Source organism: Micromonospora noduli (assembly GCF_003264475.1).
Taxonomy (GTDB): Bacteria; Actinomycetota; Actinomycetes; order Mycobacteriales; family Micromonosporaceae; genus Micromonospora; species Micromonospora noduli.
This window is the reverse complement of the sequence record NZ_PYAC01000042.1, coordinates 17,618-40,865: the sequence shown is the minus strand read 5'-3', so window position 1 is coordinate 40,865 and position 23,248 is coordinate 17,618. Positions and strand designations below refer to the sequence as shown.

Here is a 23,248-nt window from a genome sequence, read left to right as displayed (position 1 = left end):
GAGGCGGGCGCGGCGATCCGGCCGCGCACGCGCGGATCTGCGGGTCATGGGTGATCCGGCTCAGGAGCCGGCTCCCGGCCGACGTCGGCCGCCGGCCATTCCGAGCACGATCGCGGTGGCCACCAACGCCACGCCGCCGAGGACCAGCAGCGAGCCGGTGCCGCGACCGCCGGCCATCCCACCGCCACCGGTCGCCGGGCCCTTGCTCGGTGAGGCCATGTTCAGCACGGTCAGCGTGGTCGACGCCGTCTGGCCGTTCTCGCAGCGCAGGTCGACCGGGTAGTCACCGGCCGGCTTGTCCCTCGCGATGGTGGCCTGCGCGGTCAGGAAGCCCCTGTCCGGTTTGAGCTGCACGTTCCCGAACGCGTCGGAATGGACGCTGGACTGCCGGTTGTTGTTGTCGTTGTCGCAACTCGCCTTGATGTTGACCCGGCTGCCGGCCTGGGCGCTGTTCGGTGTCACCTCGACGAAGACGTTCTCGCCGGCTCGCGCCGGCGCGACCGACAACAGGACGAACGCTCCGACCAGCCCCACCAGTGTCAGTACGGACGAGAGCGCGCGGTTGATCGTGCGGATTGCCTGCATGATTTCCCCCCAACCGGCGACGACCGCCGGAACCCTCCCCTGGGCACGCGGGCTGCTTTCCCGCTGGCGCGGGGGCAAACCCGCACTGTGGGCGGGGTCAGCGCGGGCGGGGGATGGGCCCGGTGGCGGGGAGGGGGGTGACGGGGTGCCAGTTCAGCGGGGAGGACAGGACCATCGTGCTTGATGGTTGGCCGTACGGGGCGAGACGGTCGATGACCCCCTCGAACGCGCCGATCGAGCCGGCCGCCACCTTCAGCACGCTGCACGCGTCCCCGGTGATCCGGTGGATCTCCAGGATCTCCGGCCAGTCGGCCACGGCCGGGTCGTGCAGGATGCACCGCGCGCCGTAGCAGGACATCCGGATCAGCGCGACCACGCTACGGCCGGCGCGGCTCAGGTCGACGTGGGCGTGGTAGCCGGTGATGATTCCGGCCTCCTCCAGCCGCCGGACCCGCTCCGCGACCGACGGTGGCGACAGGTGTACGCGCCGGGACAACTCGCTGAAGGAGAGCCGCGCGTCGGCCTGCAACTCGCGCAGCAGCGCCCAGTCCATGTCGTCCACGCTCAGACCTTACTTTCGTGAACCGACTTCGCCTAGTTGCCTTTGGTTTGCCAGGTGAAGGGGCCGAGAGCCGTTGATTCGGCATTCCGCAGGCCGATCCGACCGCGAGATCATGACGTCGGCCAGTCCGGGGGAGGGAGACGAGATGGTGGATCAGACGGAGCGGCGGGCGCCGAACCGCCGTGCCACGGTGCAACCGGTGACCCCCGGGCAGCGCGTCGCGCAGGCGGAGCGCACCGGTGGTGAGCCGACCCTGGAGTTCGCCGACATGGTGCCGTACGACGCGTACGTGCAGGCCAGCGCCCTGCACAAGATGCAGCACCCGCTCAGCAGCGACCCTGGCGAGATGTCCTTCTTGATGGTCAGCCAGATCATGGAGCTGTACTTCGGGCTGACCTGCCACGAGCTGCGGGAGACCCAGCGGCTGATCCGCGCCGACCAGATCTGGGAGGCGTTGGCACCGCTGGGCCGAGCCAAGCTGCACCTGGAGGGGCTCAACGCCGCCTGGCAGGGCCTGCGCTGGATGAGCCCTGCCGACTTCAACCGGTTCCGCAATCTGCTCGGTGAGGCCTCCGGCTTCCAGTCGGCGATGTACCGGCAGTTGGAGTTCCTGCTCGGGTTGCGCGACCCGACGCTGATCCGCCCGTTCCGCCGGCAGGCCGAGGTGCACGCCGAGCTGAGCGCCGCACTGGCCACCCCGAGCCTCTGGGACGATGTGCTCGCGCTGCTCGCCCGGCGCGGTTTCGACCTTCCCGCCGACCTGCTCGACCGGGACGTGGCCGTCGAACACGACCCGCACCCGTTGGTCGAGGCGGCCTGGGTACGGATCTACGACGACGCCAGCCCGGACAATCACCTGCGGCTGCTCGGCGAGGCGCTGAGCGCTGTCGCCGAAGAGTTCGGCGACTGGCGCTGGAACCACGTCAAGGCGGTGCAGCGGACGATGGGCGCCAAGGTCGGCAGCGGAGGCTCCGCCGGCCTGGCGTGGTTGCAGCGCAGCATGGCCCGGGTGGTCTTCCCGGAGCTGTGGTCGGCCCGCACCGCGATGTGACCGGAGAGCGAGAAAGCAATGACGACCCCTCAAGCCGAGCCGCTGGGCCTCGCCGCTGGCGAAGCGGAAGCGCATCGCCGTGACGAGGCCGACCCCGGTCACCGGCACCTGTTCCACGTGCCGCCGGCCGACGGTGGCGACCACCCCGAGTCGGCGTACCTGGCCGGCAACTCGCTCGGCCTGCAACCTCGGGCCACCCGCGACGAACTCCTGGCCGACCTGGACGCGTGGGGGCGGCTCGGCGTGGAGGGGCACCTGGAGGCGGAGCGCCCCTGGCTGCCGTACCACGAGTTGTTGACCGGGCCGGCCGCGCGACTGGTCGGCGCCCGGCCCACGGAGGCCGTGGTGATGAACTCGCTCACTGTCAACCTGCACCTGCTGATGGTGAGTTTCTACCGACCGGCTGGCGCGCGCACCCGCATCGTCATCGAGGACGCCGCGTTCCCCTCGGACAGCTACGCCGTGCGTAGCCAGGCCCGGTTCCACGGCCTGGACCCGGACGACACAGTGGTCCGGTTGCGTCCGCGCGCGGGTGAGGACGCCCTGCGCACCGAGGACGTGACCGACTACCTGGCCGCCGAGGGCGACCGGGTGGCGCTGCTGCTGCTCGGCGGGGTCAACTACCTCACCGGTGAGCTGCTGGACATCCCGGCGATCACGGCTGCCGGCCGGGCCGCCGGCGCGGTGGTCGGTTGGGACCTCGCCCACGCGGTCGGCAACGTGCCGCTGGCCCTGCACGACTGGGACGTCGACTTCGCCGCGTGGTGCTCCTACAAGTACCTGAACTCCGGCCCGGGTGCCCTCGCCGGCGTCTTCGTGCACGAGCGGCACCTCGGCGACGAGAACCTGCCCCGGTTCGAGGGATGGTGGAGCACCGCGGCGGCCACCCGGTTCGAGATGACGCCGGTGTCCCGGCCACCGGCCACTGTGGAGGCCTGGCAGATCTCCAACCCGCCGATCTTCGCGATGGGTCCGGTGCGTACCTCGCTGGAGCTGTTCGACGCGGTGGGGATGACCGCGCTGCGCGCGCGCAGCCAGCGCCTCACCGGCTGGCTGGAGTCACTGCTCGACGAGGTGACCGTCGGCCGGCCGCTGCGGGTGGTCACCCCGCGCGACCCGGCCCGCCGAGGCTGCCAGCTCTCCGTGCGCATCGGTTCCGGCAGCGCCAACGAGCTGACCAAACGCCTACGGTACGAGCACGGGGTCATCGCCGACGCCCGCGAACCCGACGTCGTGCGGTTCGCCCCGGTGCCGCTGTACTCCACGTACCTCGACTGCTGGCGTGCCGCCGCGGCGCTCGCCTCGACGGTGGGAGCGACCTCATGACCGCGCGGCGCGACGAGATCGCGATCGTCGGTGCCGGGCTGGCCGGCTGTCTGGCGGCCTGCTTCCTGGCCCGGCGTGGCTACCCGGTGGCCCTCTACGAGCGCCGCTCCGACCCGCGCGCCGGCACCGCCGAACGCGGTCGTTCGATCAACCTGGCGCTCTCCGAGCGCGGCCTGGACGCGTTGCGCCGCATCGGGCTGGCCGGGCAGGTGATGGCCGACGCGCTGCCGATGCGCGGCCGGATGATCCACCCGGTCGAGGGCGAGCAGCAGTTCCAGTCGTACAGCGCGGCCGGCGACCGGGCGATCAACTCGATCAGCCGGGGTGCGCTGAACAACGCCCTGCTGGACGAGGCCGCCGCCCTGCCGGGCGTGCGGGTCGTCTTCGACCACCGGCTGGTCGGGCTCGACCCGACCGACGGCGCCCTGAGCTTCGAGACCCCGCAGGGCCCGGTCGCGGCGAAGGCGTCGGTCGTGCTGGGTGCCGACGGCGCCGGCTCCGCGGTGCGCGGGCAACTGCTGGCGTACGGGCTGCTGGACGAGAGCGTGGACTTCCTCGACTACGGCTACAAGGAGCTGACGATTCCGCCGCTGGGCGGGGACTTCGCCCTGGACCCGGACGCGCTGCACATCTGGCCGCGCGGCACCTCGATGATGATCGCGCTGCCGAACCCGGACCGCTCCTTCACCTGCACGCTGTTCTGGCCCAACGACGGCGCCGGCAGCTTCGCCTCGCTGACCAGCCCGGCGGAGATCGAACGGCACTTCACCGAGCACTACCCGGACGTGGTCCCACTGGCCCCGAACCTGGTCGACGACTACCAGCACAACCCGGTGGGCGTGCTCGGCACCGTGCGCTGCACCCCGTGGCAGGTCTTCGGCAAGGTCGGGCTGCTCGGCGACGCGGCGCACGCCATCGTGCCGTTCTACGGCCAGGGCGCCAACTGCGCCTTCGAGGACGTGGTGGAACTGGACCGCTGCCTGGACGAGTGCGCCGACGACTGGTTGGCGGCGCTGCCGCTGTTCCAGCGGCGCCGACAGGAGAACGCCGAGGCCATCGCGACGATGGCGCTGACCAACTTCGTGGAGATGCGGGACAAGGTCGCCTCCCCGGTCTTCCAGACCCGGCGGCGGGTGGAGCACGCACTGGAACGGGCACTGCCCGGCCGGTACGTTTCCCAGTACGAGCTGGTGTCGTTCTCCACCACCCCGTACGCGGAGGTGCGCCGCCGGGTGCGCCGACAGCACCGGGTGCTCGGGGCGATAGTCGGCGGGGCGGCGCTGCTGCTGGTCGGCGCGATCGGTGCGGCACTGGGCCGAGGGAGGCGGGCATGACCGGCAACTGGGATCCGCGGCTGATGGCCGGCCACGCGCCGAGTGGCCCGCAGCGGTTGCGTAACTTCGTCGCCGGCGAGTTCGTCGACGGCGGGTCTACGTTCGCCAAGGCCAGCCCGGTCACCGGGGAGCAGGTCTTCGAGGTGGACGAGGCGTCGCAGTCCACTGTGGACGACGCGGTGGCCGCCGCGCGGGCGGCACTGCGGGGGCCGTGGGGCCGGATGGGGGAGCGCGAGCGCGCCGAGGTGCTGCGCCGCGTCGCCGACGAGCTGGAGCGCCGCTTCGACGACCTGGTCACCGCCGAGGTCGCCGACACCGGCAAGTCCATCGCCCAGGCCCGCACCCTGGACATTCCGCGCGGCGCGGCGAACTTCCGGGCGTTCGCGGAGATCGTGGCGACCGCCCCCACCGAGTCGTTCACGACTGTCACCCCGACCGGCGGCCGGGCACTCAACTACGCGCTGCGCAAGCCGGTCGGCGTGGTCGCGGTCATCGTGCCGTGGAACCTGCCGCTGCTGCTGCTCACCTGGAAGGTGGCTCCGGCGCTGGCCTGCGGCAATGCCGTCGTGGTCAAGCCCAGCGAGGAGACTCCCGCCTCGGCGACGGTGCTCGCCGAGGTGATGGCCGCCGCTGGCGTACCGGCCGGGGTGTTCAACCTGGTGCACGGTTTCGGGCCGGACTCGGCGGGCGAGTTCCTCACCCGCCACCCGGGCGTCGACGCGATCACCTTCACCGGCGAGTCGGCCACCGGCGGCGCGATCATGCGGGCCGCCGCCGACGGGGTGAAGGCGGTGAGCTTCGAACTCGGCGGCAAGAACGCCGGCCTGGTCTTCGCCGACGCCGACCTGGACGCCGCGGTGGCCGGCTCGGTGCGGTCCAGCTTCACCAACGGCGGGCAGGTGTGCCTCTGCACCGAACGCATCTACGTGCAGCGCCCGGTCTTCGAGGAGTTCACCGCCCGGCTGGCGAAGCGGGCCGGCGAGCTGGCGTACGGCTGGCCGACCGACGAGGCCACCGCCACCATGCCGCTGATCTCCCACCAGCACCGGGCGAAGGTGCTCGGCGCCTACGAGCTGGCCCGCTCGGAGGGCGCCGAGGTGCTCACCGGTGGCGGCACGCCCACCTTCGGCGACACCCGCGACGGCGGGTCGTACGTGCAGCCGACGGTGCTCACCGGGCTCGGCCCGGACGCCCGCACGAACCGGGAGGAGATCTTCGGCCCGGTGGTGCACGTCGCGCCGTTCGACACCGAGGACGAGGCGTACGCCCTCGCCAACGGCACCGAGTACGGCCTGGCGGCGACCGTGTGGACCCGGGACGTGGGCGTAGCGCATCGGGCCGGAGCCCGGCTCGACGCCGGCATCGTGTGGGTCAACACGTGGTTCCTGCGTGACCTGCGTACCCCGTTCGGCGGGGTGAAGGCGTCCGGGATCGGTCGCGAGGGCGGCGTGCACTCGCTGAACTTCTACTCCGAACTCACGAACGTCTGTGTGGACCTGTCGTGAGCCGTAGCGAGGGAGCGGGCATGGAAGCTGACATCGAGGCCGCCAACCGGGAGTTGGCCGACGCCCGCAGCACCGGCAAGCCGTGCGCGCCGCTCCGGGGCCGGCTGCTGCCCGAGGGCGACGTCGAGGCCGCGTACCGGGTGCAGCAACTCCAGGCGCGGGCCTGGCAGGGCCGCGGCGAACGCCGGGTCGGCGCAAAGATCGGGTTGACCTCCCGGGCCGTGCAGGAGACCTTCGGGGTGTTCCAGCCGGACTTCGGCATGCTGACCGACGCCATGGCGGTCGGCGACGGGGTCGAGGTGCCCATCGACCGGCTGCTCCAGCCCCGCGTGGAGGCGGAGATCGCCTTCGTGCTCGACAAGGATCTCCCGAACCCGCAGCTAACCACTGTCGACCTGATCCGCGCGGTCGACCACGTGCTGCCGGCGATCGAGATCGTCGACTCCCGGATCGCCGCCTGGGACATCTCCATCGTGGACACCGTCGCCGACAACGCCTCCAGCGGGCTCTTCGTGCTCGGCACCACGCCGCGCCGGCTCGCCGACGTGGACCTGCGACTGTGCGGAATGGTGCTGGAGCACGCCGGCGAACCGGTCTCGGTGGGCGCGGGCGCCGCCTGCCTGGGCAACCCGCTGCACGCCCTGCAGTGGTTGGCCGGCACCCTGGCCCGCGCCGGCGACCCGCTGCGCGCCGGGGACGTGGTGCTCTCCGGGGCGCTCGGTCCGATGGTGCCGGTCACCCCCGGTGCCGCGTACGAGGCCCGGATCTCCGGACTCGGCTCGGTGCGCACATCCTTCAGCGACAGGGGCGGCCAGTGACCACCAACGTGGCGGTGCTGGGATCGGGAAACATCGGCACCGATCTGATGATCAAGGTGTTGCGGCTCAGTGAGAGCCTGCGCATGGTGGCGATGGCCGGCATCGACCCGGCCTCCGACGGTTTGGCGCGCGCTCGCCGGCTCGGCGTCGCCACCACCGCCGACGGGGTGGACGGGCTCGTGGCGATGCCCGAGTTCGCCGACGTCGAGCTGGTGTTCGACGCCACCTCGGCCGGCGCGCACCGACGCCACGACGAGGTGTTGCGCGCCTACGGCCGGACTGTGGTCGACCTGACCCCGGCCGCGCTCGGCCCGTACGTGGTGCCGCCGGTCAACCTCGACGAGCACCTGCACCAGCCCAACGTCAACATGGTGACCTGCGGCGGGCAGGCGACTGTGCCGATCGTCGCCGCGGTAAGCCGCGTCACCCCGGTGGCGTACGGCGAGATCGTCGCGTCGATCGCGTCGAAGTCCGCCGGGCCGGGCACCCGGGCCAACATCGACGAGTTCACCGAGACCACGGCCCGGGCCATCGAGGTGGTGGGCGGTGCGGAGCGGGGCAAGGCGATCATCGTGCTGAACCCGGCGGACCCGCCGCTGCTGATGCGCGACACCGTCTACTGCCTCTGCCCGGACGCCGACGCCGACACCGGCGCCATCGCCGCCTCGGTCGCCGAGATGGTGGCGGCCGTGCAGGAGTACGTCCCCGGCTACCGGCTCAAGCAGGACGTGCAGTTCGACCGGGTCGAGGCGTACCTGCCGACGCTCGGGCGGCGGCTCACCGCTCTTCAGGTGTCGGTCTTCCTGGAGGTCTCCGGCGCCGGGCACTACCTGCCCGCGTACGCGGGGAACCTGGACATCATGACCTCCGCCGCGCTGCGCACCGCGGAGCGGCTGGTCGCCCTGCGTTCCTCGGAGGTGGCCGCGCCATGACCGACCTGTACATCCAGGACGTGACGCTGCGCGACGGCATGCACGCCATCGCCCACCAGTACACAGTCGACCACGTACGCACCATCGCCGCCGCGTTGGACGCCGCCGGGGTGGCCGCCATCGAGGTGGCGCACGGTGACGGTCTCGCCGGCTCCAGCGTCAACTACGGCCACGGCGCCGCCAGCGACGCGGAGTGGATCTCGGCGGCGGCCGAGGTGCTGACCACTGCGAAACTGACCACCCTGCTGCTGCCGGGCATCGGCACGATCGCCGACCTGAAGGCCGCGAAGGCGCTCGGGGTGACCAGCGTCCGGATCGCCACCCACTGCACGGAGGCGGACATCTCCGCCCAGCACATCTCCTGGGCTCGGGAGAACGGCATGGACGTGGCCGGGTTCCTGATGATGTCGCACATGTTCGATCCGGCCGGGCTCGCCGGGCAGGCCAAGCTCATGGAGTCGTACGGGGCGCACTGCGTCTACGTCACCGACTCCGGCGGCCGGCTGCTGATGTCCGACGTGGCGCAGCGGGTCGACGCGTACCGGCAGGTCCTCGCCCCGGAGACGCAGATCGGCATCCACGCCCACCACAACCTGTCGCTCGGGGTCGCCAACAGCGTGCTCGCCGTCGAGCACGGCCGGGTCACCGGGCCCGCGCCGGTCGGCCCCGACGCGGTGCACGGCCGGACCGTCCGCGTCGACGCCTCCCTCGCGGGCATGGGCGCGGGTGCCGGCAACGCCCCGCTGGAGGTCTTCGTCGCGGTCGCCGAGCTGCACGGCTGGAAGCACGGCTGCGACGTTTTCGCGTTGATGGACGCCGCCGACGACATCGTCCGCCCGCTTCAGGACCGGCCGGTCCAGGTGGACCGGGAGACGCTCTCCCTCGGGTACGCCGGGGTCTACTCCAGCTTCCTGCGGCACGCCGAGCGGGCCTCCACGAAGTACGGCGTGGACGTCCGGTCGATCCTGGTCGAGCTGGGCCGCCGCCGGATGGTGGGCGGCCAGGAGGACATGATCGTGGACGTGGCACTCGACCTGGCCGACAAGGAGCAGCATTCATGATCGGCGTAGACATCGTCGGGATCGCCGAGAAGCTGGGTGCGGCGGCCGACACGGCCACCGCGATCCCGCAGCTCGCCGCCGAGACCGGCCTCGACGTGGACACCGCGTACGCCGTGCAGGCCGCGCTGCTGCAACGCCGGCTGAACGCCGGTGAGCGGCTCGTCGGGTTGAAGATGGGGCTGACCAGCAGGGCGAAGATGGCCCAGGTCGGCGTGGACGAGGTGATCTGGGGGCGGCTCACCAACGCGATGCGGGTTCCCGACGGCGGCGCCGTGGACCCGACCGCGTACATCCACCCCCGGGTCGAGCCGGAGGTGGCGTTCCTGCTGGACCGGCTGCCCGAGCCGGGCGAGCCGATCGGCGACTTCGCCACGGCGGTCCGCGCGGTCGCCCCGGCCATCGAGTTGATCGACTCCCGGTACGCGGACTTCCGTTTCTCGCTGCCGGACGTGGTAGCGGACAACACCTCGGCCGCCGCCTTCGTGATCGGGCCGTGGTCGCCGGTGCCGGCGGGGCTGGACAACCTGGGCGTGCTGCTGGAGGTCGACGGGCGGGTGGCGCAGGTCGGCTCGACGGCGGCGATCCTCGGTGATCCGCGCCGGGCGCTCGACGAGGGCATCCGGCTGGCGGGCCGGCACGGGGTGCGGCTGGAGTCCGGATGGGTCTTCCTGGCCGGTGCCGCCACCGCGGCGGTGCCGCTGCGTCCCGGCGCCCACGTGCGTGCCGTCGTCGAGAAGCTCGGCACGGCCTCGCTGCGGGCGTCGTCGTGACCGCTCGGGTGGTGGCCGGGAAGGCCGTCCCGCGGGGAGCCTTTCCGCACGTCAAGGTTGCCGGCGGGTTCGTCTTCGTCTCCGGTACGTCGTCGCGGCGCCCGGACAACACCTTCGCCGGTGTCGAGGTGGACGGGTTCGGCACCACCAACCTCGACATCCGTGTGCAGACACGGGCCGTCATCGAGAACGTGCGGGATCTGCTGCGTTCGGTCGGCGCGGATCTCACCGACCTGGTCCAGGTGACGACGTACCTGGTCAACATGAACGACTTCGGTGGTTACAACGAGGTGTGGGCCGAGTTCTTCGACGCCTCCGGCCCGACCCGTACGACGGTGGCGGTGCACCAGCTGCCGCACCCGCACCTGCTGATCGAAATCCAGGCCGTGGCCCTTCTTCCCTCGGGAGGTCAGTCGTGAGTGAGATCGCCGAGCCGTTCAGCTTTCCGGGCTGGATCGCCGACAACCAGCACCTGTTGAAGCCCCCGGTGGGCAACAAGGAGATGTTCCCCGGCGGGGACGACTTCATCGTGATGGTGGTGGGCGGGCCCAACCAGCGCACCGACTTCCACGTGGACCCGTACGAGGAGTTCTTCTACCAGGTCAAGGGCAACATGCACATCAACCTGGTCACCCCGGAGGGGCCGCGTACGGTGCACGTGCGCGAGGGTCAGATGTGGATGCTGCCGCGCAACACCCCGCACTCGCCGCAGCGGCCGGAGGCCGGCTCGATCGGTGTGGTCGTCGAGCGCGTCCGCGAGGAGGGCACGCTGGAGACGTTCCAGTGGTACTGCCCGCAGTGCGGCAGCAAGGTGCACGAGGTCGAGTTGCAGGTTCGCGACATCGCCGCCGATCTGCCCCCGGTGTTCCAGGCGTTCTACGCCGACGAGCAGGCGCGCACCTGCGCCAACTGCGGCACCCTGCACCCGGGCAAGGGCTGATGCCCGCAGGCGTGGTCGACGTGCACACGCACGTCGTACCGAAGGGTTGGCCGGACCTCGGCGCGGCGTGCGGCGGGTCCGGCTGGCCGTGGTTGCGGGTCGACTCCGAGCGCGCCGCCATGATCATGGTGGGGGAGACGGAGTTCCGCCCGGTCGGCGCCGAGTGCTGGGACGCGTCGCGCCGACTGGCCGACATGGACGCCGACGGCGTGGCCGTGCAGGTGGTCTCGCCCACCCCGGTCTTCTTCAGCTACGACCGCCCGGCCGACCAGGCGGTGAAGGTCGCCCGGATCTTCAACGACCTGACCCTGGAGGTCACCGCGGCCGGAGGTGACCGGCTGGTGCCGTTCTGCCAGGTGCCGCTCCAGGACCCGGACGCCGCCTGTGCCGAGCTGGACCGCAGCCTCGCCGCCGGGCACGTGGGCGTGGAGATCGGCAACCACGTCGGCGACCGGGACCTGGACGACGCCGGCGTGGTCACCTTCCTCCAGCACTGTGCCGAGGTGGGCGCACCCGTCTTCGTCCACCCGTGGGACATGCCCGGCGGGCCGCGACTGGACCGCTGGATGGCCCGTTGGCTCACCGGGATGCCCGCCGAGACGCACCTGTCGGTGCTGGCGATGATCCTCGGTGGTGTCTTCGACCGGGTGCCCGAGACGCTGCGGATCTGTTTCGCGCACGGCGGTGGCAGTTTCCCGTTCTGGCTCGGCCGCGCCGACAACGCCTGGCACCGCCGTGGCGACCTGGTCCGGGGCGCGTCCGCCGGCCCGCCCAGCAGCTACCTCGACCGGTTCAGCGTCGACTCGGTGGTCTTCGCGCCGCCCGCCCTGCGGCTGTTGGTCGACACGCTGGGGGAGGACCGGGTGCTGGTCGGCAGCGACTACCCGTACCCGCTCGGCGAACGACCGGCCGGCGCGGTGGTTCACGCGGCCGACTTCCTCAGTGACGACCAGCGCGACAAGCTCCTGTCGACCAACGCCCTCCGTTTCCTGCACGGCTGATCGTCCGCCTAGCTCTCGACGTGAGCAGATCTTGGACAGTTTCCGTCCGGCGCTGACGGAAACTGTCCAAGATCTACAGACCGGGCAGGCCGGGCGGACGGGCGGGCGCCCGGTTGGTCCGTTTCCGGTCGTCGGCGCGTGTCGGCTGCGCGAACGACCGACTGCCGGCAGGATGACGGCATGGCCGAGCCGCACGACCTGACCGCGTTGGAGCAGGCCGCCGCGATGACCCGCGGCGAGCTGTCCAGCGTCGACCTGGTCGAGCATTCCCTGCGCCGGGTGGCGGCGCTCGGCGACACAGTGGGCGCGTTCGTCACCGTCACACCGGACCTCGCCCGGCAGGCCGCGCGCGCCGCCGACGCGGTGCCGACCGAGGAGCGCGGCCCGCTGCACGGCGTGCCAACCGCGATCAAGGACCTGACGCTCACCGCCGGGGTCCGCACCACCTTCGGTTCGGCCGCCTTTTTCGACTTCGTCCCGCCGGTCGACGCCGACGTGGTCCGCTTCATCAAGGCCGCCGGTCTGGTCAGCCTGGGCAAGACGACCACCTCCGAGCTGGGCTGTTCGCTCTACTCGGAGGGCCGGGTCGCGCCGCCGGCCCGCAACCCGTGGCAGCTGGCGTACACCGCGGGCGGGTCCAGCGGTGGCGCGGCGGCGGCGGTCGCGGCCGGGCTGGTCCCGGTCGCCCAGGGGTCCGACGGCGGTGGATCGCTGCGCATCCCGGCGTCGCTCTGCGGCCTGGTCGGCTACAAGCCCAGTCGGGGCCTCGTCTCCGGCGGGCCGATCGGCTCCGGCGCGTTCGGCCTGCCCACCAGTGGCCCGCTCGGGCGGACGGTCACCGACGTCGCGGCACTGCTCGACGTCATGGCCGTCCCGGTCCCCGGCGAGCCCTACCTGCCGCCGCCCGCGCCGTCCGGCGGCTACCTGGCCGTCGCGCGCCGGGCCGAGCCCGGCCCGCTACGGATCGGCCGGTTCACCACGCCGATGCTCGCCGACGAACCGGTGCATCCCGACTGCGTCGCCGCCGTGGACCGGGCCGCCGCGCTGCTCACGGCGGCCGGCCACGAGGTGGTCGAGGTGCCGCCGCCGCTCGGGCCGGCGGCGTGGCCGCTGTTCGAGATCCTCTGGTACGTCCTGGCGCTCGCCCCGGTGCCACCGCAGCGGGAGGCGGAGCTGCTGCCGTTGACCCGGCTGCTCCGGGCCCGGGGCGCCGAACTGTCCGCCGGCACCCTGTCCGCCACCCTCGGGGAGTTGCAGGCCCAGGTCCGCCTCGGTGCCCGCCGCACAGCCGGCTGCGACCTGCTCCTCTGTCCCACCCTGGCCACACCGCAGGCACCCGTCGGCTGGTTCACCGCCGACGCGGACCCGGCCGCCGACTTCGACAGGCAACGCCGGTTCTCGCCCTACTGCGCCATCTTCAACGTCACCGGCGATCCCTCCGTCTCCCTGCCACTGGGTACCACGACCGACGGCCTGCCCGTCGGGGTGCTGCTCACCGGTCGGTACGGCGACGACGCGCGGCTTATCGCTACCGCTGCGCAACTGGAGAACTCCAGTGACGGATGGGATCGGCACCCCGCAATCTGGCGGGCCGTCGACTCCGCTAACGTGAATGGCGACGGAGTCGGGCGGTCGGCAGCGTGATCGTCCACCCGACCCGGTTGTTCAAGGTCGTCCTTCTTCCGCCTGGGGGCGTTGGGATTGTCTGTTACCGAGACGTTGCTGGTCTTCGTCGGCATCCCGTTGGCCGCGGTGCTGGTCATCGCCGGCCTGTCGTACGCCGGTAGCCGTGGGGGTGCCACCGGCGGTGGCGGTGGCGCCAAGCGCTACCGCCCGGGCCGGCCCTTCGACTTCACTCCGGTCTGGTTCCTGGGCCGTCCGGAGCAGCTGGCCGACTCGGCCGGCACCGCGCTGACGGCGGGGGCGCAGGCGCCCGCGCTGACCAGCCACAAGCTTGAGCAGGCCAGCGTCGAGGCGCCGGCCGGTGGAACCGGAGGCGCAAGTGACCGTTGGTGAGAAGCAGACCGGGTCGGAAAATCCGCCCGAGGTGCTCGACGGGCCGTTCTCGACCCGCCAGCTGCTGCGCATCGACGAGGCCCTGCGCCTGGCCGACAAGGGCACCGGCCTGGTCTTCTCGGTCTTCGTCGGCGGTCTCGACGAGCCGATCCGCGAACACGCCCAGCGGCTGCACCGTCAGCTCGCCGAGCCCGACAAGTCGGTGCTGATCGCCGTGTCGCCCAACCAGCGGCAGCTGGAGATCATCACCGGCCGGTACGCCCGCAAGCGCATCCCCGACACGTACGCCAAGTTGGCCGCGCTCTCCATGGTCGGCGCGTTCAGCGGCGGTGACCTGGCCGGCGGCATCATCAACGGCCTCGACCAGCTCGCCAGCCACGCCGGCAAGGGCTGACCCACACACGACGCGCGGGCACGCAAGATCGTGCCCGATCCAGGAAATAGGGGCCTCGGCTGCGGCTGAGGCCCCTATTTCCATGTTCGAGCACGATCTTCGCAACCGACGGCCCGGGGCCGGCGCGGGCTCACACCCACGCCGGCCCCGGGCCGGACAAGCTGCTCAGGCGCTCTGGGCGTCCTTCGCGCGGGCCTTCAGCGCCCGCACCACACCGTCGCGGCCCTCGGCCACCAGTCGACGCAGCGGGGCGGGGTGCCCGTCACCGGCCAGCCACGCGTCGGTGGCCGCGACCGTGTCGTCCTCCACCAGGTAGGTCGGGTACGCCAACTGGGCGAACTCCTGCGCCGGCTCGCTGTCCCGGGTGGCCCACACCTGCCCGACCGCCGCGAAGTACCGCTCCCGGTACGGGGCGACCAGCTCCACCTGCGCCGGGTGGGCGAAGCCCTGCAACAGCGCCCGGTGCCGCCAGTTGGGCAGCGCGTCCGGGCCGGTGAGCAGGGCCCACACGGCGGCCTTGTTCTCGGCCGTCGGCATCAACGCGTGCGCGTACGCCGCTTCCCGCTCGCCGCTGGCCGTGCGGTCGCTGCTCAGCTCGGCCTCGATCTCGGCGGTGCCGGCGGCACCGTTGGCCACCAGCGCGGCGAGGACCGACCAGCGCAGCTCGGTGTCGACTGTCAGCCCGGCCGGCATGCCGGTGCCGTCCAGCCAACCGCGCAGCGTGGCCAGGTCTTCCTCGGAGCGGACCGCCGAGGTGAACGCACGGGCCCAGGCCAACTGGAACCCGCTGCCGGGCTCGGCGGCGGCGAGCGCGTCGCGGGCGGTACGGGCCAGGTCGGCCCAGCCGGTCGGCGCCCAGGCCGCGTCGGCGTACAGGGTGAGCGCGGTGGTCGCCTGCCGCAGGGTGGCGGTAACCAGGTTGATGTCGGTCTCTGCGGGCAGCCCGCTCAGCGTCAGCGCCACGTAGTCGCGGGCGGACAGCTCGGCGTCGCGGATCATGTCCCATGCGGCGGTCCAGCAGAGAGCGCGGGCCAGCGACGAGTCGAAGCCACCGATGTGCTGCACCACTGTCGCCATCGAGCGCTCGTCGAGGCGCAGCTTGGTGTAGCTGAGGTCGTCGTCGTTGAGCAGCAACACGTCGGCCGCCCGGACGCCACGCAGCGGGGCGAGATCCGTGTGCTCGCCGGTCACGTCCACCTCGTACCGCTCCCGACGGACCAGCCGCCCGTCGGTCAGGTCGTACAGGCCCACGCCGATCCGGTGGGTCCGCAGCGTCGGGTACGCCGCCGGGGCCTCCTGCCGCACCAGCACCTGCTCGTACGTGCCGTCGGCGCCGATGGTCACCTCCGGCCGCAGCGTGTTGACCTGCGCGGTCTCCAACCACTGCGCGGCGAACTTGCGCAGCTCCCGCCCGGATGCGGCCTCCAGCTCGGTGAGCAGGTCGTCGAAGGTGGCGTTGCCCCAGGCGTGCTTGCCGAAGTACGCCCGCAGCCCGGCCACGAACGGCTCCTCACCCACGTACGCGACGAGCTGCTTGAGCACGCTCGCGCCCTTGGCGTAGGTGATGCCGTCGAAGTTGACCTCCACGGCCTCCATGTCCGGCATCTCGGTGTAGACCGGGTGGGTGGAGGAGAGCTGGTCCTGCCGGTAGCCCCAGTTCTTCCGGATGGACAGGAAGGTCGTCCACGCCTGGGTGAACCGGGTCGCGTTGGTGTTGCACCAGTGGCTGGCCCACTCGGCGAACGACTCGTTCAGCCACAGGTCGTTCCACCAGCGCATGGTGACCAGGTCACCGAACCACATGTGGGCCAGTTCGTGCAGGATCGTGTTGGCCCGCTGCTCGTACTCGAAGTCGGTGACCTGCGAGCGGAACAGGTAGTGCGACTCGGCGTGCGTCACGCAGCCGAAGTTCTCCATCGCGCCGGCGTTGAAGTCGGGCACCCAGAGCTGGTCGTACTTCGGCAGGGGGTAGCGCACGTCGAACTTCTCGTGGAAGAAGTCGAAGCCCTGCTTGGTGATCAGGAACAGGTCGTCGGAGTCCAGGTACTGTGCCATCGACGCCCGGCAGAACACCCCCAGGTCGATGCCGTCGTGCGTGTCGCGCACCTCGTGGTACGGCCCGGCGCACATCGCCGTGATGTAGGTGCTCATCCGGGGCGACTCGGTGAAGTGCAGCGTCTTGAGCGCCTCACCCGCCGACTCCTCCCGCTGCACCGGCATGTTGGAGACCGCCCGCCAGTGCGCCGGCACTGTGACGTGCCAGGTGTAGACGCTCTTCAGGTCGGGCTGGTCGAAGCAGGCGTACACCCGCTGCGCGTCGGCCGTCTCGAACTGGCTGTAGAGGTACGTCTCGCCGTCCACCGGGTCGACCGTCCGGTGTAGACCCTGGCCGCTGTTTGAGTAATTGAAGTCGGCGTCGACCACCAGGACGTTGTCGCTGTCCAACCCGGACAGGGTCAGGCCCTTCTCGGCGGACCAGTCGGAGAGGTCGACGGGCGTGCCGTTCAGCGTCGCGGACCGCACCGAATCGGCGGCCAGCTCGATGAAGGTGCTCGCGCCCGGTTCGGAGCAGCGGAACCGGACCTCGGTCGTCGACCTGAACGTGCGGCCGTCGGCCGCCAGCACGGCGCTGGACAGGTCCAGACTGATGTCATACCCCGTCACGTTGAGCAGGCGTGCCCGCTCGGTCGCCTCGACCTGCGTCAGGTTGCGCACTCCCGGCACTGTTCGTCTCCATCCCACATGTCGCCGTACGCCCGGCGGCGCCCGTTCGCCTACCGCTCGTGACGGCTGGCCCGATTCGAGTCTTCCATGTACGGGCAGCCCGCGGTGGCCGAGGTCACGCTCTCATTCGGGTGCCGGCCGACGCGCTGCGGGGTGAAGATTCTCCTGAGACGCCGACCGCTGCCGGCGCCACCCGTCGCGAAAGGATCTCACCGTGACCGAGCGTGTCACCGCCGACATGTGGTTCGACCCGGCCTGCCCGTGGGCCTGGATCACCTCCCGTTGGCTGCTCGAGGTCGAGCAGATCCGGGACGTGGACATCCGCTTCCACGTGATGAGCCTGGCAGTGCTCAACGACGGCCGGGACGAGCTGCCCGAGGAGTACAAGGAGTTCCTGAAGACCGCCTGGGGCCCGGTGCGCATCTGCATCGCCGCCGAGCAACTGCACGGCAATGACGTGCTGCGCCCGCTCTACACCGCGCTCGGCACCCGGATCCACCTGCAGAAGCAGGAGCGGGGTCCGGAGCTGTACGTGGCCGCGCTCACCGAGGCCGGCCTCGACCCGGCACTGGCGGCGGCCGCCGACAGCACCGACTACGACGAGGCGCTGCGGGCCAGCCACGAGGCGGGCATGCGCCCGGTCGGGCAGGACGTGGGCACGCCGGTCGTGCACGCGCCCGGCCCGGACGGCACCCCTGTCGCGTTCTTCGGCCCGGTGATCACTCCGGCTCCGAAGGGGGAGGCCGCCGGCCGGCTCTGGGACGGCGTGCTGCTGGTCGCCGGCACCCCGGGCTTCTACGAGCTCAAGCGCACCCGGGAGCAGAGCCCGATCTTCGACTGAGCGATGATCACCGCGCCCCCGTCCGTGCTTCGTCAGTCGCGCGGACGGGGGCGTTTCTCGTCGGGTGCCGAGGTCGGCGGAGGGTCGTGGCGTCACCGGGAGGCGGGCGGCGTCGTTTCCCTCGGTGTCCGCCGCAGCGACCCGCAGGGCCGCGCGCCGCAGTTCGTGGAGGCAAATCTCGATGGCCAAGCACCGTGCGTCCGGTGACGATCAGTTGACCCGGCAGGGGGTGATCGAGACTCCCGGCGCGGACTACTGGTCCGTCGACGACTCCCGTTGGCCGACTGTCCGCCCGGACCTGCCCGCCCACCTGGTGGATCTACTCGCGCCGCCCATCGTGGTGGGCGTGGCCCGGGTCCCGGTGACCTCCCGGCTCACCCCGCCCATGGCGGCCGACTCACTGCCGTCGTCCGTCGACGCGGTGCCGAGCGACACGCCTGCGCTGGTGCCATCGGGGGCGGCACCGGCCGAACCGGCGCCTCCGCCGCCGGCGCCGGCTCCTCCGCGCCCGGTGCCGACGCCGCCGCTGAGCCCGCGGCCCGTTCCCACGCCTCCGCCCGACCGTCCGGTGCCGGGGCCGCCCGCGTCGCCCCGCCGCGCCCTGAACACCGGGCCGCTCGGGACCGGTCGGCGTGGCAACGGTGGGCCGGTGAGCGCGGGTAAGCACCGCCGGGGCACCTCCGACCGCGCGGGCTGACCAGCCGGGCCCCACCGGGCGCTTTCATCTGGTGGACGCCCCGCGGGTCCCCGTCGGCGGCGACACCGTCGCCGGTAGCGTCAGTGGGCATGACGGTCGTGCATCCGATCACCCGGGCCTGGGTCACCACTGGCGGCACCGGCGCGCAAAACTACGATGAGTTCGCCGACGACGCGGAAATCACCGCGATCATCGAGTCGAACCCGCACAGCGCTCTCGGCATCGAGATGCCGCACCGCGCCCCGCAGAGCCTGGGCAAGTCGTTCCTCGACGCGCTGCCGGACGCGGTGGCCCGCCTCGCCGAGGCCAAGGCCGACGGCAGTTACACCCCCGCCGAGCAGGTGGTGGTGCTCTACCGGATCAGCGCGCCCGGTGAGGAGCCGGCGTACGGGCTGTTCGCAATGGTGGACACCGACCAGATCTCCACCCGGGCAGACGAACCGGGCCTGGTCATCCGCAACGAGGACGTCTTCATCGCCAAGGTGCGCGAGCGGGTGGCGTTGGCCGACGCGCTGGGTCACCTGCTCTCACCCGTACTCCTGCTCCAGACCGGGCGTGGCGACGAGCTGCACGCCGCGCTCGCAGCGGCGACCGACACGGCCGGCGCGCCCGCCGCGACGGACACCGACCAGGCGGGGCGCACGCACGCCATCTGGCTGCTCGGCCCCGGCCCGGAGCAGGCAACGCTGACCGCTCTCGCCGGTGGCGGGGACCTGGTCGTCGCGGACGGCAACCACCGCAGCCTGGCCGCCCAGACCGGCGGGCTGCCGCGCTTCCTGGCCGTGGTCACCACCCCCGCGTCAGTGGCCATCCAGCCGTACAACCGGCTGGTCAGCGAGCTGACCACCACCCCGGCCGAGCTGCTCGACCGGCTGCGCGCCGCGGGCGCCGAGGTCGAGCCGATCGACGGCCCGGTCGAGGTCCCAGCGGCCGGCGGCACCGTGCACCTCCGCCTCGACGGCCAGGGGTACGCGGTGCGCCTGCCCGCCACCGCCTCCGCCCGCCTGGAAAACCTGGACCACGCCCTGGTCGAGCGGCTGGTGCTGCGCGACGCGCTCGGTCTAGACCCGGGTGACAAGCGGATCACCTACGTCGGCGGTGACTACCCGGCGAGCTGGCTCACCGGTGAGGTCGACGCCGGCCGGGCCGAGTTGGCCATCCTGATCGCGCCGGTGACCGTGGCGGATTTCGTCGCGGTCAACCTGGCCAGGGAGAAGATGCCCCGCAAGAGCACCTGGTTCACCCCGAAGGCGCGCGGTGGTCTGGTCGTCGCCGAGCTGCCGCGTTGAGTGCCATCCCCACGACCGTGTGACGAACCCGGCTCGGGGACGCCGCCCCTGTGACGTCCCCGAGCGCGGCCTGACAGACTGCCCGGTATGCGCGTCTACCTGGGATCCGATCACGCCGGTTTCGAGTTGAAGGTGCACCTGGCCAACCACCTGGCCATGCAGGGCTACGACGTGGTCGACGTCGGCCCGCACAGCTACGACCCGGACGACGACTACCCCACGTTCTGCCTGCACACAGGCGACCAGGTGGTGGCCGACGAGACGGGCCTCGGAGTGGTCATCGGTGGCTCCGGCAACGGTGAGCAGATCGCCGCGAACAAGGTTGCCGGCGTCCGCGCCGCGCTGGCCTGGAGCGTCGAGACCGCTCAACTGGCCCGCCAGCACAACGACGCGAACGTCGTCGCCATCGGTGCCCGCCAGCACACGCTGGACGAGGCGACCGGCATCGTCGAGGCGTTCCTGAACACGCCGTTCTCCGGCAACGAGCGGCACGCTCGCCGGATCGCCCAGGTGGCCGAGTACGAGCGGACCCGGAAGCTGCCCGACCTGCCCTGACCGTGCGGCGCTCAGCGCGGCGAGCGGGGCAACTCCTCGCGGGGCACCCAGTTTCGCCGGACGACCACCACCCGGGCTTCCGCCTCGGCCAGGTCGTCGTCGGTGGGGCGGGCCGCATCCCGGGCCCGTAGCGCCGCGCTCAGCCCCACCTGGGACGAGCCGGAACCGACCAACCCGCGCAGCCCTCGCTCGCCGTCGCGCTCGTCGCCGCCCGTGCTTCTGCGTCTTGGCGGCGGCTCGTCACCGTCGTGCACGCCCGGCGTGCTGACCGTCGGGCCGTCCGCACCCGGTCTGGCCGTCTCGGTGTCGGCGTGGTGGCGCAGCCGTCGCCGTCGTCGGTCGGGGTCACCCATCAGCCGACCGTACCCTGGCCGGGTTCGATCCGGCACCGTCGCGGGGCCGCGCGTCCCGGCCGGGGTCGGCGACCGATTTGCCGGCTGGCTACCCTCGAATCAGGCGGTGCTGTTGCCGTCGGTCAGGGGGAGGACGAGATGGCAGACCAGACGCAGCCGTGGGCGGAGCGGACCGTGGAGGTGCCACCGCAGGCCGGCGTCGGGGTGCCGCCGCAGCGTGACGGGTTCCGCCGGGGGGTCGCTCCGGTGGGTGAGCCGCGCACCCCGCGGACGGAGCCGTTCCCGGTGGTAGAGCAGGAGCCGACCGGCACCGGTTGGCCCGGAGAGCCGGTGCCCCGCCGCTCACTGAGCTCCCGGGTGGCGCAGCTGCGGCGTGGCGGTGAGTGGAGCGCGGCGGCAGGCCTTTTCGCGTTCGTGTGTTGGGGGATCTGGGCGCTGTCCGGTCAGGGTGACCTGAGCGGCCCCCTGCTGGTGCTGGTGCTCAGCCTGCTGGTGGCGGTCGGCCTGTTCGCCCTGTTCCGGCTGGTCGGTCGGGTGGTGTTGGAGCGGCAGTTGGGCCGGGTCCGGCGCAGCGCCCGAGGTGCCCACCTGGCGACGGCGGTGTTCCTGGTCGGCCTCGGCGTGGCGTGGCTCCAGCAGACCGACTGGGTCGTCTCGGCCTGGAACTGGATCTCCTCGAACTGACCGGGTGTGCACGGGCGGGCCGGTCCGCGACCGCCCACCCGTGCACCCGGTCGTCTCCCCACCAGGCAAGGTCGCCGCTTACCCGGCCGGCCGCGGTTCATCCGTGGCCGGCCGCTCCGACCGGTATCTCCTTCGTGGGCTTGCGTGATCCCGATGGTGCGGCGGTCAGTGGGTGCCGCCGTGCCCCTCGGCGTCGGCTCGGGGCGATGCGACCCGGGCGGCTGGATCCTCGACGCCGGGCTCGCCGCCGTCCGGGGCGACCGCCCCGTCGTAGTTGTAGAGCGGTCGACCATCGTCGTGTTGCTTGGTGGTCTTGATGTAGCGGTGCATCAGGCCGTCGATCTCCACCTCGACGAGTGCCTCGTTGCCGGTCTCGTGGGTGCTGCCGTCTCGGGGGCCGCCCACCAGGTGGGCCGTGGTGTTCGTGTCCATGAAGGGGCCCTACCCACCAGACACCCGGCGGAAACGGGCGAAACCCGGCCAACAGCGCGGGCGCTGTCGCGTCAGTGCTCGGGCTTGTGCGCCCGGACCAGGATGCGCTGGGCGTGGGCCACGAACGGACCGTGGCGACGGATGTGGTCGTGCAGATCGGCGAGGCGGGCCCGGTAGCGGTCGACGTTGAAGTCCGGCACCGTCCAGATGACTTTGCGGAGGAAGTGCACCACCGCTGCCACGTCGTTGAAGGTGGTCGGCAGCGCCTCGTGCCGCAGCTCGTCGATGACCAGGCCGGCGGCTCGTGCGTCGGCGGCGGCGCGGGCCGGGCTGCGTTCGTCGCCGATCTCGCGGGGACCGGTGAGGAACTGGGCCAGCTCCCGGTTCGAGCCGGGGCCGATCTGCTGGGCGAGGTACCGCCCGCCGGGAGTGAGCACCCGTGCGATCTCGTCCCAGAGCACGACGTTGGGATGCCGGCTCACCACCAGGTCGAACGTCTCGTCGGGAAACGGGAACGGAGCGTCCTCGGCGACGTCGACCACCCGCACGCCGCGCGGTTCGAGCGCGCGTCGGGCCAGCTGGAGGTTGGGCGGCCAGTGTTCGGTGGCCACGGTCACCGGTGGGAATGCCGGCACCTCGGAGAGCACCTCGCCGCCGCCGGTCTGGATGTCCAGTGCGGCGTGGGCCACTCTCATCTGGGCTGCCATGAGTTTCAGATATCCCCAGGACGGCCGCTGTTCTGTCGCGCGGCCGTCGAACCAGGAGAAGTCCCAACCGTCCACTGATGCGTCGGCGCCTTCGCGGAGCAGATCCTGGAAGGTCGCCGTGTCCTGCATTGCGCCAGGCTGACAGGCCGCAGTGGTGATGGCAAGCAGATGTGTCCCGTGTCGGCGCACTGTGCATGCAATGACTCCTGTCAGTGATCTGACACCTATTCCGAACGATCTTTCGGCGAGAATTTGTCACGTGGCGGATCTCCTTCGTTTCGAGACTGATCAGGGCGTCCTCCTCGTCGAGGAACACGCTGGCACCGATCTGGAACGGGTCGGTCTGCTCGACCGGATCCGCCCCGCCCGGCAGACGCTGGAAATGGCACTGGCCCACATCAAGCCCGCGCTCGACGCGGCGCTGGGCGTGGTCCGGGGGGTGGCGGTGCGCCCCGATCAGGTGGAGGTCGAGATCGGCGTCACCCTCACCGCGGAGGCTGGCGCCGTCGTCGCCCGCACCAGCGCTCAGGGCCACCTCAAGGTCAAGTTGATCTGGACCTCGCCCGTCCCCGCACTGCCGTCACCTGCTGAGGACGGGGCCGGCGCGCAGGAGAACGCCGCGCATGACTGACCGCAGTGCCTGCCGCCGGCCGCCGGCCGTCCTGGTCGAG

26 protein-coding genes are annotated in these 23,248 nt (G+C 71.8%); 20 read left to right on the top strand and 6 right to left on the bottom strand.

The annotated features are described in order from the left end of the window. Positions 1 to 60: 60 nt before the first annotated feature. Both MED15_RS29145 and MED15_RS29140 read right to left on the bottom strand, forming a co-directional pair. On the bottom strand, positions 61 to 585 hold the full coding sequence (locus tag MED15_RS29145) for a hypothetical protein (protein WP_208646746.1): 525 nt from the start codon (positions 583 to 585) through the stop codon (positions 61 to 63). Between the two features lie 97 nt (positions 586 to 682). Beyond that, a complete protein-coding gene (locus MED15_RS29140) occupies positions 683 to 1,147 on the bottom strand; it encodes an Lrp/AsnC family transcriptional regulator (RefSeq protein WP_112584137.1) in 465 nt (154 codons plus the stop codon). A 148-nt stretch (positions 1,148 to 1,295) separates the two neighbouring features. On the opposite strand from MED15_RS29140, the gene MED15_RS29135 reads away from it, so the two are divergent. The 14 genes from MED15_RS29135 to MED15_RS29070 all read left to right on the top strand — a co-directional run bounded on the left by MED15_RS29135 (position 1,296) and on the right by MED15_RS29070 (position 14,295). After that, complete coding sequence (locus tag MED15_RS29135; RefSeq protein WP_112584179.1) at positions 1,296 to 2,198, top strand: tryptophan 2,3-dioxygenase; 903 nt, start codon at positions 1,296 to 1,298, stop codon at positions 2,196 to 2,198. Between the two features lie 18 nt (positions 2,199 to 2,216). Beyond that, entirely contained in the window at positions 2,217 to 3,524 is a 1,308-nt protein-coding gene (kynU, locus tag MED15_RS29130; protein ID WP_112726448.1) for a kynureninase, read from the top strand. Further along, a complete protein-coding gene (locus MED15_RS29125) occupies positions 3,521 to 4,858 on the top strand; it encodes an FAD-dependent oxidoreductase (RefSeq protein ID WP_112737488.1) in 1,338 nt (445 codons plus the stop codon). The genes kynU and MED15_RS29125 overlap by 4 nt, the downstream gene beginning before the upstream one ends. Positions 4,859 to 4,881: 23 nt before the next feature. Then, positions 4,882 to 6,363, top strand: coding sequence for a 2-hydroxymuconic semialdehyde dehydrogenase (locus MED15_RS29120; RefSeq protein WP_112737661.1), 1,482 nt, complete (start codon positions 4,882 to 4,884; stop codon positions 6,361 to 6,363). A gap of 20 nt (positions 6,364 to 6,383) precedes the next feature. After that, a complete protein-coding gene (locus MED15_RS29115; RefSeq protein ID WP_112584140.1) occupies positions 6,384 to 7,181 on the top strand; it encodes a 2-keto-4-pentenoate hydratase in 798 nt (265 codons plus the stop codon). Then, a complete protein-coding gene (locus tag MED15_RS29110) occupies positions 7,178 to 8,113 on the top strand; it encodes an acetaldehyde dehydrogenase (acetylating) (RefSeq protein ID WP_112737486.1) in 936 nt (311 codons plus the stop codon). Before MED15_RS29115 ends, MED15_RS29110 begins: the two co-directional genes overlap by 4 nt. Then, on the top strand, positions 8,110 to 9,174 hold the full coding sequence (gene dmpG / locus MED15_RS29105; RefSeq protein ID WP_112584142.1) for a 4-hydroxy-2-oxovalerate aldolase: 1,065 nt from the start codon (positions 8,110 to 8,112) through the stop codon (positions 9,172 to 9,174). The genes MED15_RS29110 and dmpG overlap by 4 nt, the downstream gene beginning before the upstream one ends. Further along, on the top strand, positions 9,171 to 9,944 hold the full coding sequence (locus tag MED15_RS29100) for a 2-keto-4-pentenoate hydratase (RefSeq protein WP_112601426.1): 774 nt from the start codon (positions 9,171 to 9,173) through the stop codon (positions 9,942 to 9,944). The genes dmpG and MED15_RS29100 overlap by 4 nt, the downstream gene beginning before the upstream one ends. Beyond that, entirely contained in the window at positions 9,941 to 10,363 is a 423-nt protein-coding gene (locus MED15_RS29095; protein WP_091405437.1) for a RidA family protein, read from the top strand. Before MED15_RS29100 ends, MED15_RS29095 begins: the two co-directional genes overlap by 4 nt. Then, entirely contained in the window at positions 10,360 to 10,884 is a 525-nt protein-coding gene (locus tag MED15_RS29090) for a 3-hydroxyanthranilate 3,4-dioxygenase (protein WP_112584144.1), read from the top strand. The genes MED15_RS29095 and MED15_RS29090 overlap by 4 nt, the downstream gene beginning before the upstream one ends. Next, entirely contained in the window at positions 10,884 to 11,885 is a 1,002-nt protein-coding gene (locus MED15_RS29085) for an amidohydrolase family protein (RefSeq protein WP_112601427.1), read from the top strand. Before MED15_RS29090 ends, MED15_RS29085 begins: the two co-directional genes overlap by 1 nt. 180 nt (positions 11,886 to 12,065) lie before the next feature. Beyond that, positions 12,066 to 13,529: an amidase gene (locus tag MED15_RS29080; RefSeq protein WP_112584148.1), complete on the top strand. Its 1,464-nt coding sequence runs from the start codon at positions 12,066 to 12,068 to the stop codon at positions 13,527 to 13,529. Between the two features lie 57 nt (positions 13,530 to 13,586). Then, positions 13,587 to 13,901: an aa3-type cytochrome oxidase subunit CtaJ gene (ctaJ, locus tag MED15_RS29075; protein WP_428842198.1), complete on the top strand. Its 315-nt coding sequence runs from the start codon at positions 13,587 to 13,589 to the stop codon at positions 13,899 to 13,901. Then, positions 13,888 to 14,295, top strand: a complete 408-nt coding sequence (locus MED15_RS29070) for a DUF5130 family protein (protein ID WP_091405419.1) — start codon at positions 13,888 to 13,890, stop codon at positions 14,293 to 14,295. The genes ctaJ and MED15_RS29070 overlap by 14 nt, the downstream gene beginning before the upstream one ends. 165 nt (positions 14,296 to 14,460) lie before the next feature. On the opposite strand, the gene pepN is transcribed toward MED15_RS29070, so the two are convergent. After that, entirely contained in the window at positions 14,461 to 17,010 is a 2,550-nt protein-coding gene (gene pepN / locus MED15_RS29065) for an aminopeptidase N (protein ID WP_112584150.1), read from the bottom strand. A 223-nt stretch (positions 17,011 to 17,233) separates the two neighbouring features. Here pepN and MED15_RS29060 point away from each other — a divergent pair, with 223 nt between their 5' ends. The 4 genes from MED15_RS29060 to MED15_RS29045 all read left to right on the top strand — a co-directional run bounded on the left by MED15_RS29060 (position 17,234) and on the right by MED15_RS29045 (position 20,401). Beyond that, on the top strand, positions 17,234 to 17,860 hold the full coding sequence (locus tag MED15_RS29060) for a mycothiol-dependent nitroreductase Rv2466c family protein (protein ID WP_112584151.1): 627 nt from the start codon (positions 17,234 to 17,236) through the stop codon (positions 17,858 to 17,860). Positions 17,861 to 18,041: 181 nt separating this feature from the next. Next, positions 18,042 to 18,557, top strand: a complete 516-nt coding sequence (locus tag MED15_RS29055) for a hypothetical protein (RefSeq protein ID WP_192581120.1) — start codon at positions 18,042 to 18,044, stop codon at positions 18,555 to 18,557. An 89-nt stretch (positions 18,558 to 18,646) separates the two neighbouring features. Continuing rightward, positions 18,647 to 19,846, top strand: a complete 1,200-nt coding sequence (locus MED15_RS29050) for a DUF1015 family protein (protein WP_091405411.1) — start codon at positions 18,647 to 18,649, stop codon at positions 19,844 to 19,846. 87 nt (positions 19,847 to 19,933) lie between these two features. Continuing rightward, complete coding sequence (locus MED15_RS29045; protein WP_112584153.1) at positions 19,934 to 20,401, top strand: ribose-5-phosphate isomerase; 468 nt, start codon at positions 19,934 to 19,936, stop codon at positions 20,399 to 20,401. 11 nt (positions 20,402 to 20,412) lie between these two features. Here MED15_RS29045 and MED15_RS29040 read toward each other — a convergent pair whose 3' ends face one another. Next, positions 20,413 to 20,754 (bottom strand): hypothetical protein, encoded by a 342-nt coding sequence (locus MED15_RS29040; protein ID WP_091405403.1) that lies wholly within the window; start codon positions 20,752 to 20,754, stop codon positions 20,413 to 20,415. Positions 20,755 to 20,892: 138 nt separating this feature from the next. Between MED15_RS29040 and MED15_RS29035 the strand changes: the two genes are divergently transcribed. Then, positions 20,893 to 21,438 carry a hypothetical protein gene (locus MED15_RS29035; RefSeq protein ID WP_112584154.1) on the top strand — a complete coding sequence of 182 codons (546 nt, stop codon included), beginning with the start codon at positions 20,893 to 20,895 and terminating at the stop codon, positions 21,436 to 21,438. A gap of 165 nt (positions 21,439 to 21,603) precedes the next feature. Here the strand turns inward: MED15_RS29035 and MED15_RS29030 are convergent, their stop codons facing one another. Both MED15_RS29030 and MED15_RS29025 read right to left on the bottom strand, forming a co-directional pair. Continuing rightward, positions 21,604 to 21,870 carry a hypothetical protein gene (locus MED15_RS29030; protein ID WP_091405397.1) on the bottom strand — a complete coding sequence of 89 codons (267 nt, stop codon included), beginning with the start codon at positions 21,868 to 21,870 and terminating at the stop codon, positions 21,604 to 21,606. A gap of 71 nt (positions 21,871 to 21,941) precedes the next feature. After that, complete coding sequence (locus tag MED15_RS29025; protein ID WP_112601430.1) at positions 21,942 to 22,706, bottom strand: class I SAM-dependent methyltransferase; 765 nt, start codon at positions 22,704 to 22,706, stop codon at positions 21,942 to 21,944. 130 nt (positions 22,707 to 22,836) lie between these two features. Between MED15_RS29025 and MED15_RS29020 the strand changes: the two genes are divergently transcribed. Then, positions 22,837 to 23,208, top strand: a complete 372-nt coding sequence (locus tag MED15_RS29020; RefSeq protein WP_112584156.1) for a CU044_2847 family protein — start codon at positions 22,837 to 22,839, stop codon at positions 23,206 to 23,208. Positions 23,209 to 23,248 lie beyond the last annotated feature (40 nt).

Excerpts from the sequence above, each read along its gene's own strand:
- MED15_RS29145 (WP_208646746.1), bottom strand. The coding sequence starts at position 585 with ATGCAGGCAATCCGCACGATCAACCGCGCGCTCTCGTCCGTACTGACA.
- kynU (WP_112726448.1), top strand. The coding sequence starts at position 2,217 with ATGACGACCCCTCAAGCCGAGCCGCTGGGCCTCGCCGCTGGCGAAGCG.
- MED15_RS29125 (WP_112737488.1), top strand. The coding sequence starts at position 3,521 with ATGACCGCGCGGCGCGACGAGATCGCGATCGTCGGTGCCGGGCTGGCC.
- MED15_RS29120 (WP_112737661.1), top strand. The coding sequence starts at position 4,882 with ATGGCCGGCCACGCGCCGAGTGGCCCGCAGCGGTTGCGTAACTTCGTC.
- MED15_RS29115 (WP_112584140.1), top strand. The coding sequence starts at position 6,384 with ATGGAAGCTGACATCGAGGCCGCCAACCGGGAGTTGGCCGACGCCCGC.
- dmpG (WP_112584142.1), top strand. The coding sequence starts at position 8,110 with ATGACCGACCTGTACATCCAGGACGTGACGCTGCGCGACGGCATGCAC.
- MED15_RS29100 (WP_112601426.1), top strand. The coding sequence starts at position 9,171 with ATGATCGGCGTAGACATCGTCGGGATCGCCGAGAAGCTGGGTGCGGCG.
- MED15_RS29085 (WP_112601427.1), top strand. The coding sequence starts at position 10,884 with ATGCCCGCAGGCGTGGTCGACGTGCACACGCACGTCGTACCGAAGGGT.
- MED15_RS29080 (WP_112584148.1), top strand. The coding sequence starts at position 12,066 with ATGGCCGAGCCGCACGACCTGACCGCGTTGGAGCAGGCCGCCGCGATG.
- MED15_RS29055 (WP_192581120.1), top strand. The coding sequence starts at position 18,042 with ATGGCCAAGCACCGTGCGTCCGGTGACGATCAGTTGACCCGGCAGGGG.
- MED15_RS29050 (WP_091405411.1), top strand. The coding sequence starts at position 18,647 with ATGACGGTCGTGCATCCGATCACCCGGGCCTGGGTCACCACTGGCGGC.
- MED15_RS29045 (WP_112584153.1), top strand. The coding sequence starts at position 19,934 with ATGCGCGTCTACCTGGGATCCGATCACGCCGGTTTCGAGTTGAAGGTG.
- MED15_RS29040 (WP_091405403.1), bottom strand. The coding sequence starts at position 20,754 with ATGGGTGACCCCGACCGACGACGGCGACGGCTGCGCCACCACGCCGAC.
- MED15_RS29035 (WP_112584154.1), top strand. The coding sequence starts at position 20,893 with ATGGCAGACCAGACGCAGCCGTGGGCGGAGCGGACCGTGGAGGTGCCA.
- MED15_RS29030 (WP_091405397.1), bottom strand. The coding sequence starts at position 21,870 with ATGGACACGAACACCACGGCCCACCTGGTGGGCGGCCCCCGAGACGGC.
- MED15_RS29025 (WP_112601430.1), bottom strand. The coding sequence starts at position 22,706 with ATGCAGGACACGGCGACCTTCCAGGATCTGCTCCGCGAAGGCGCCGAC.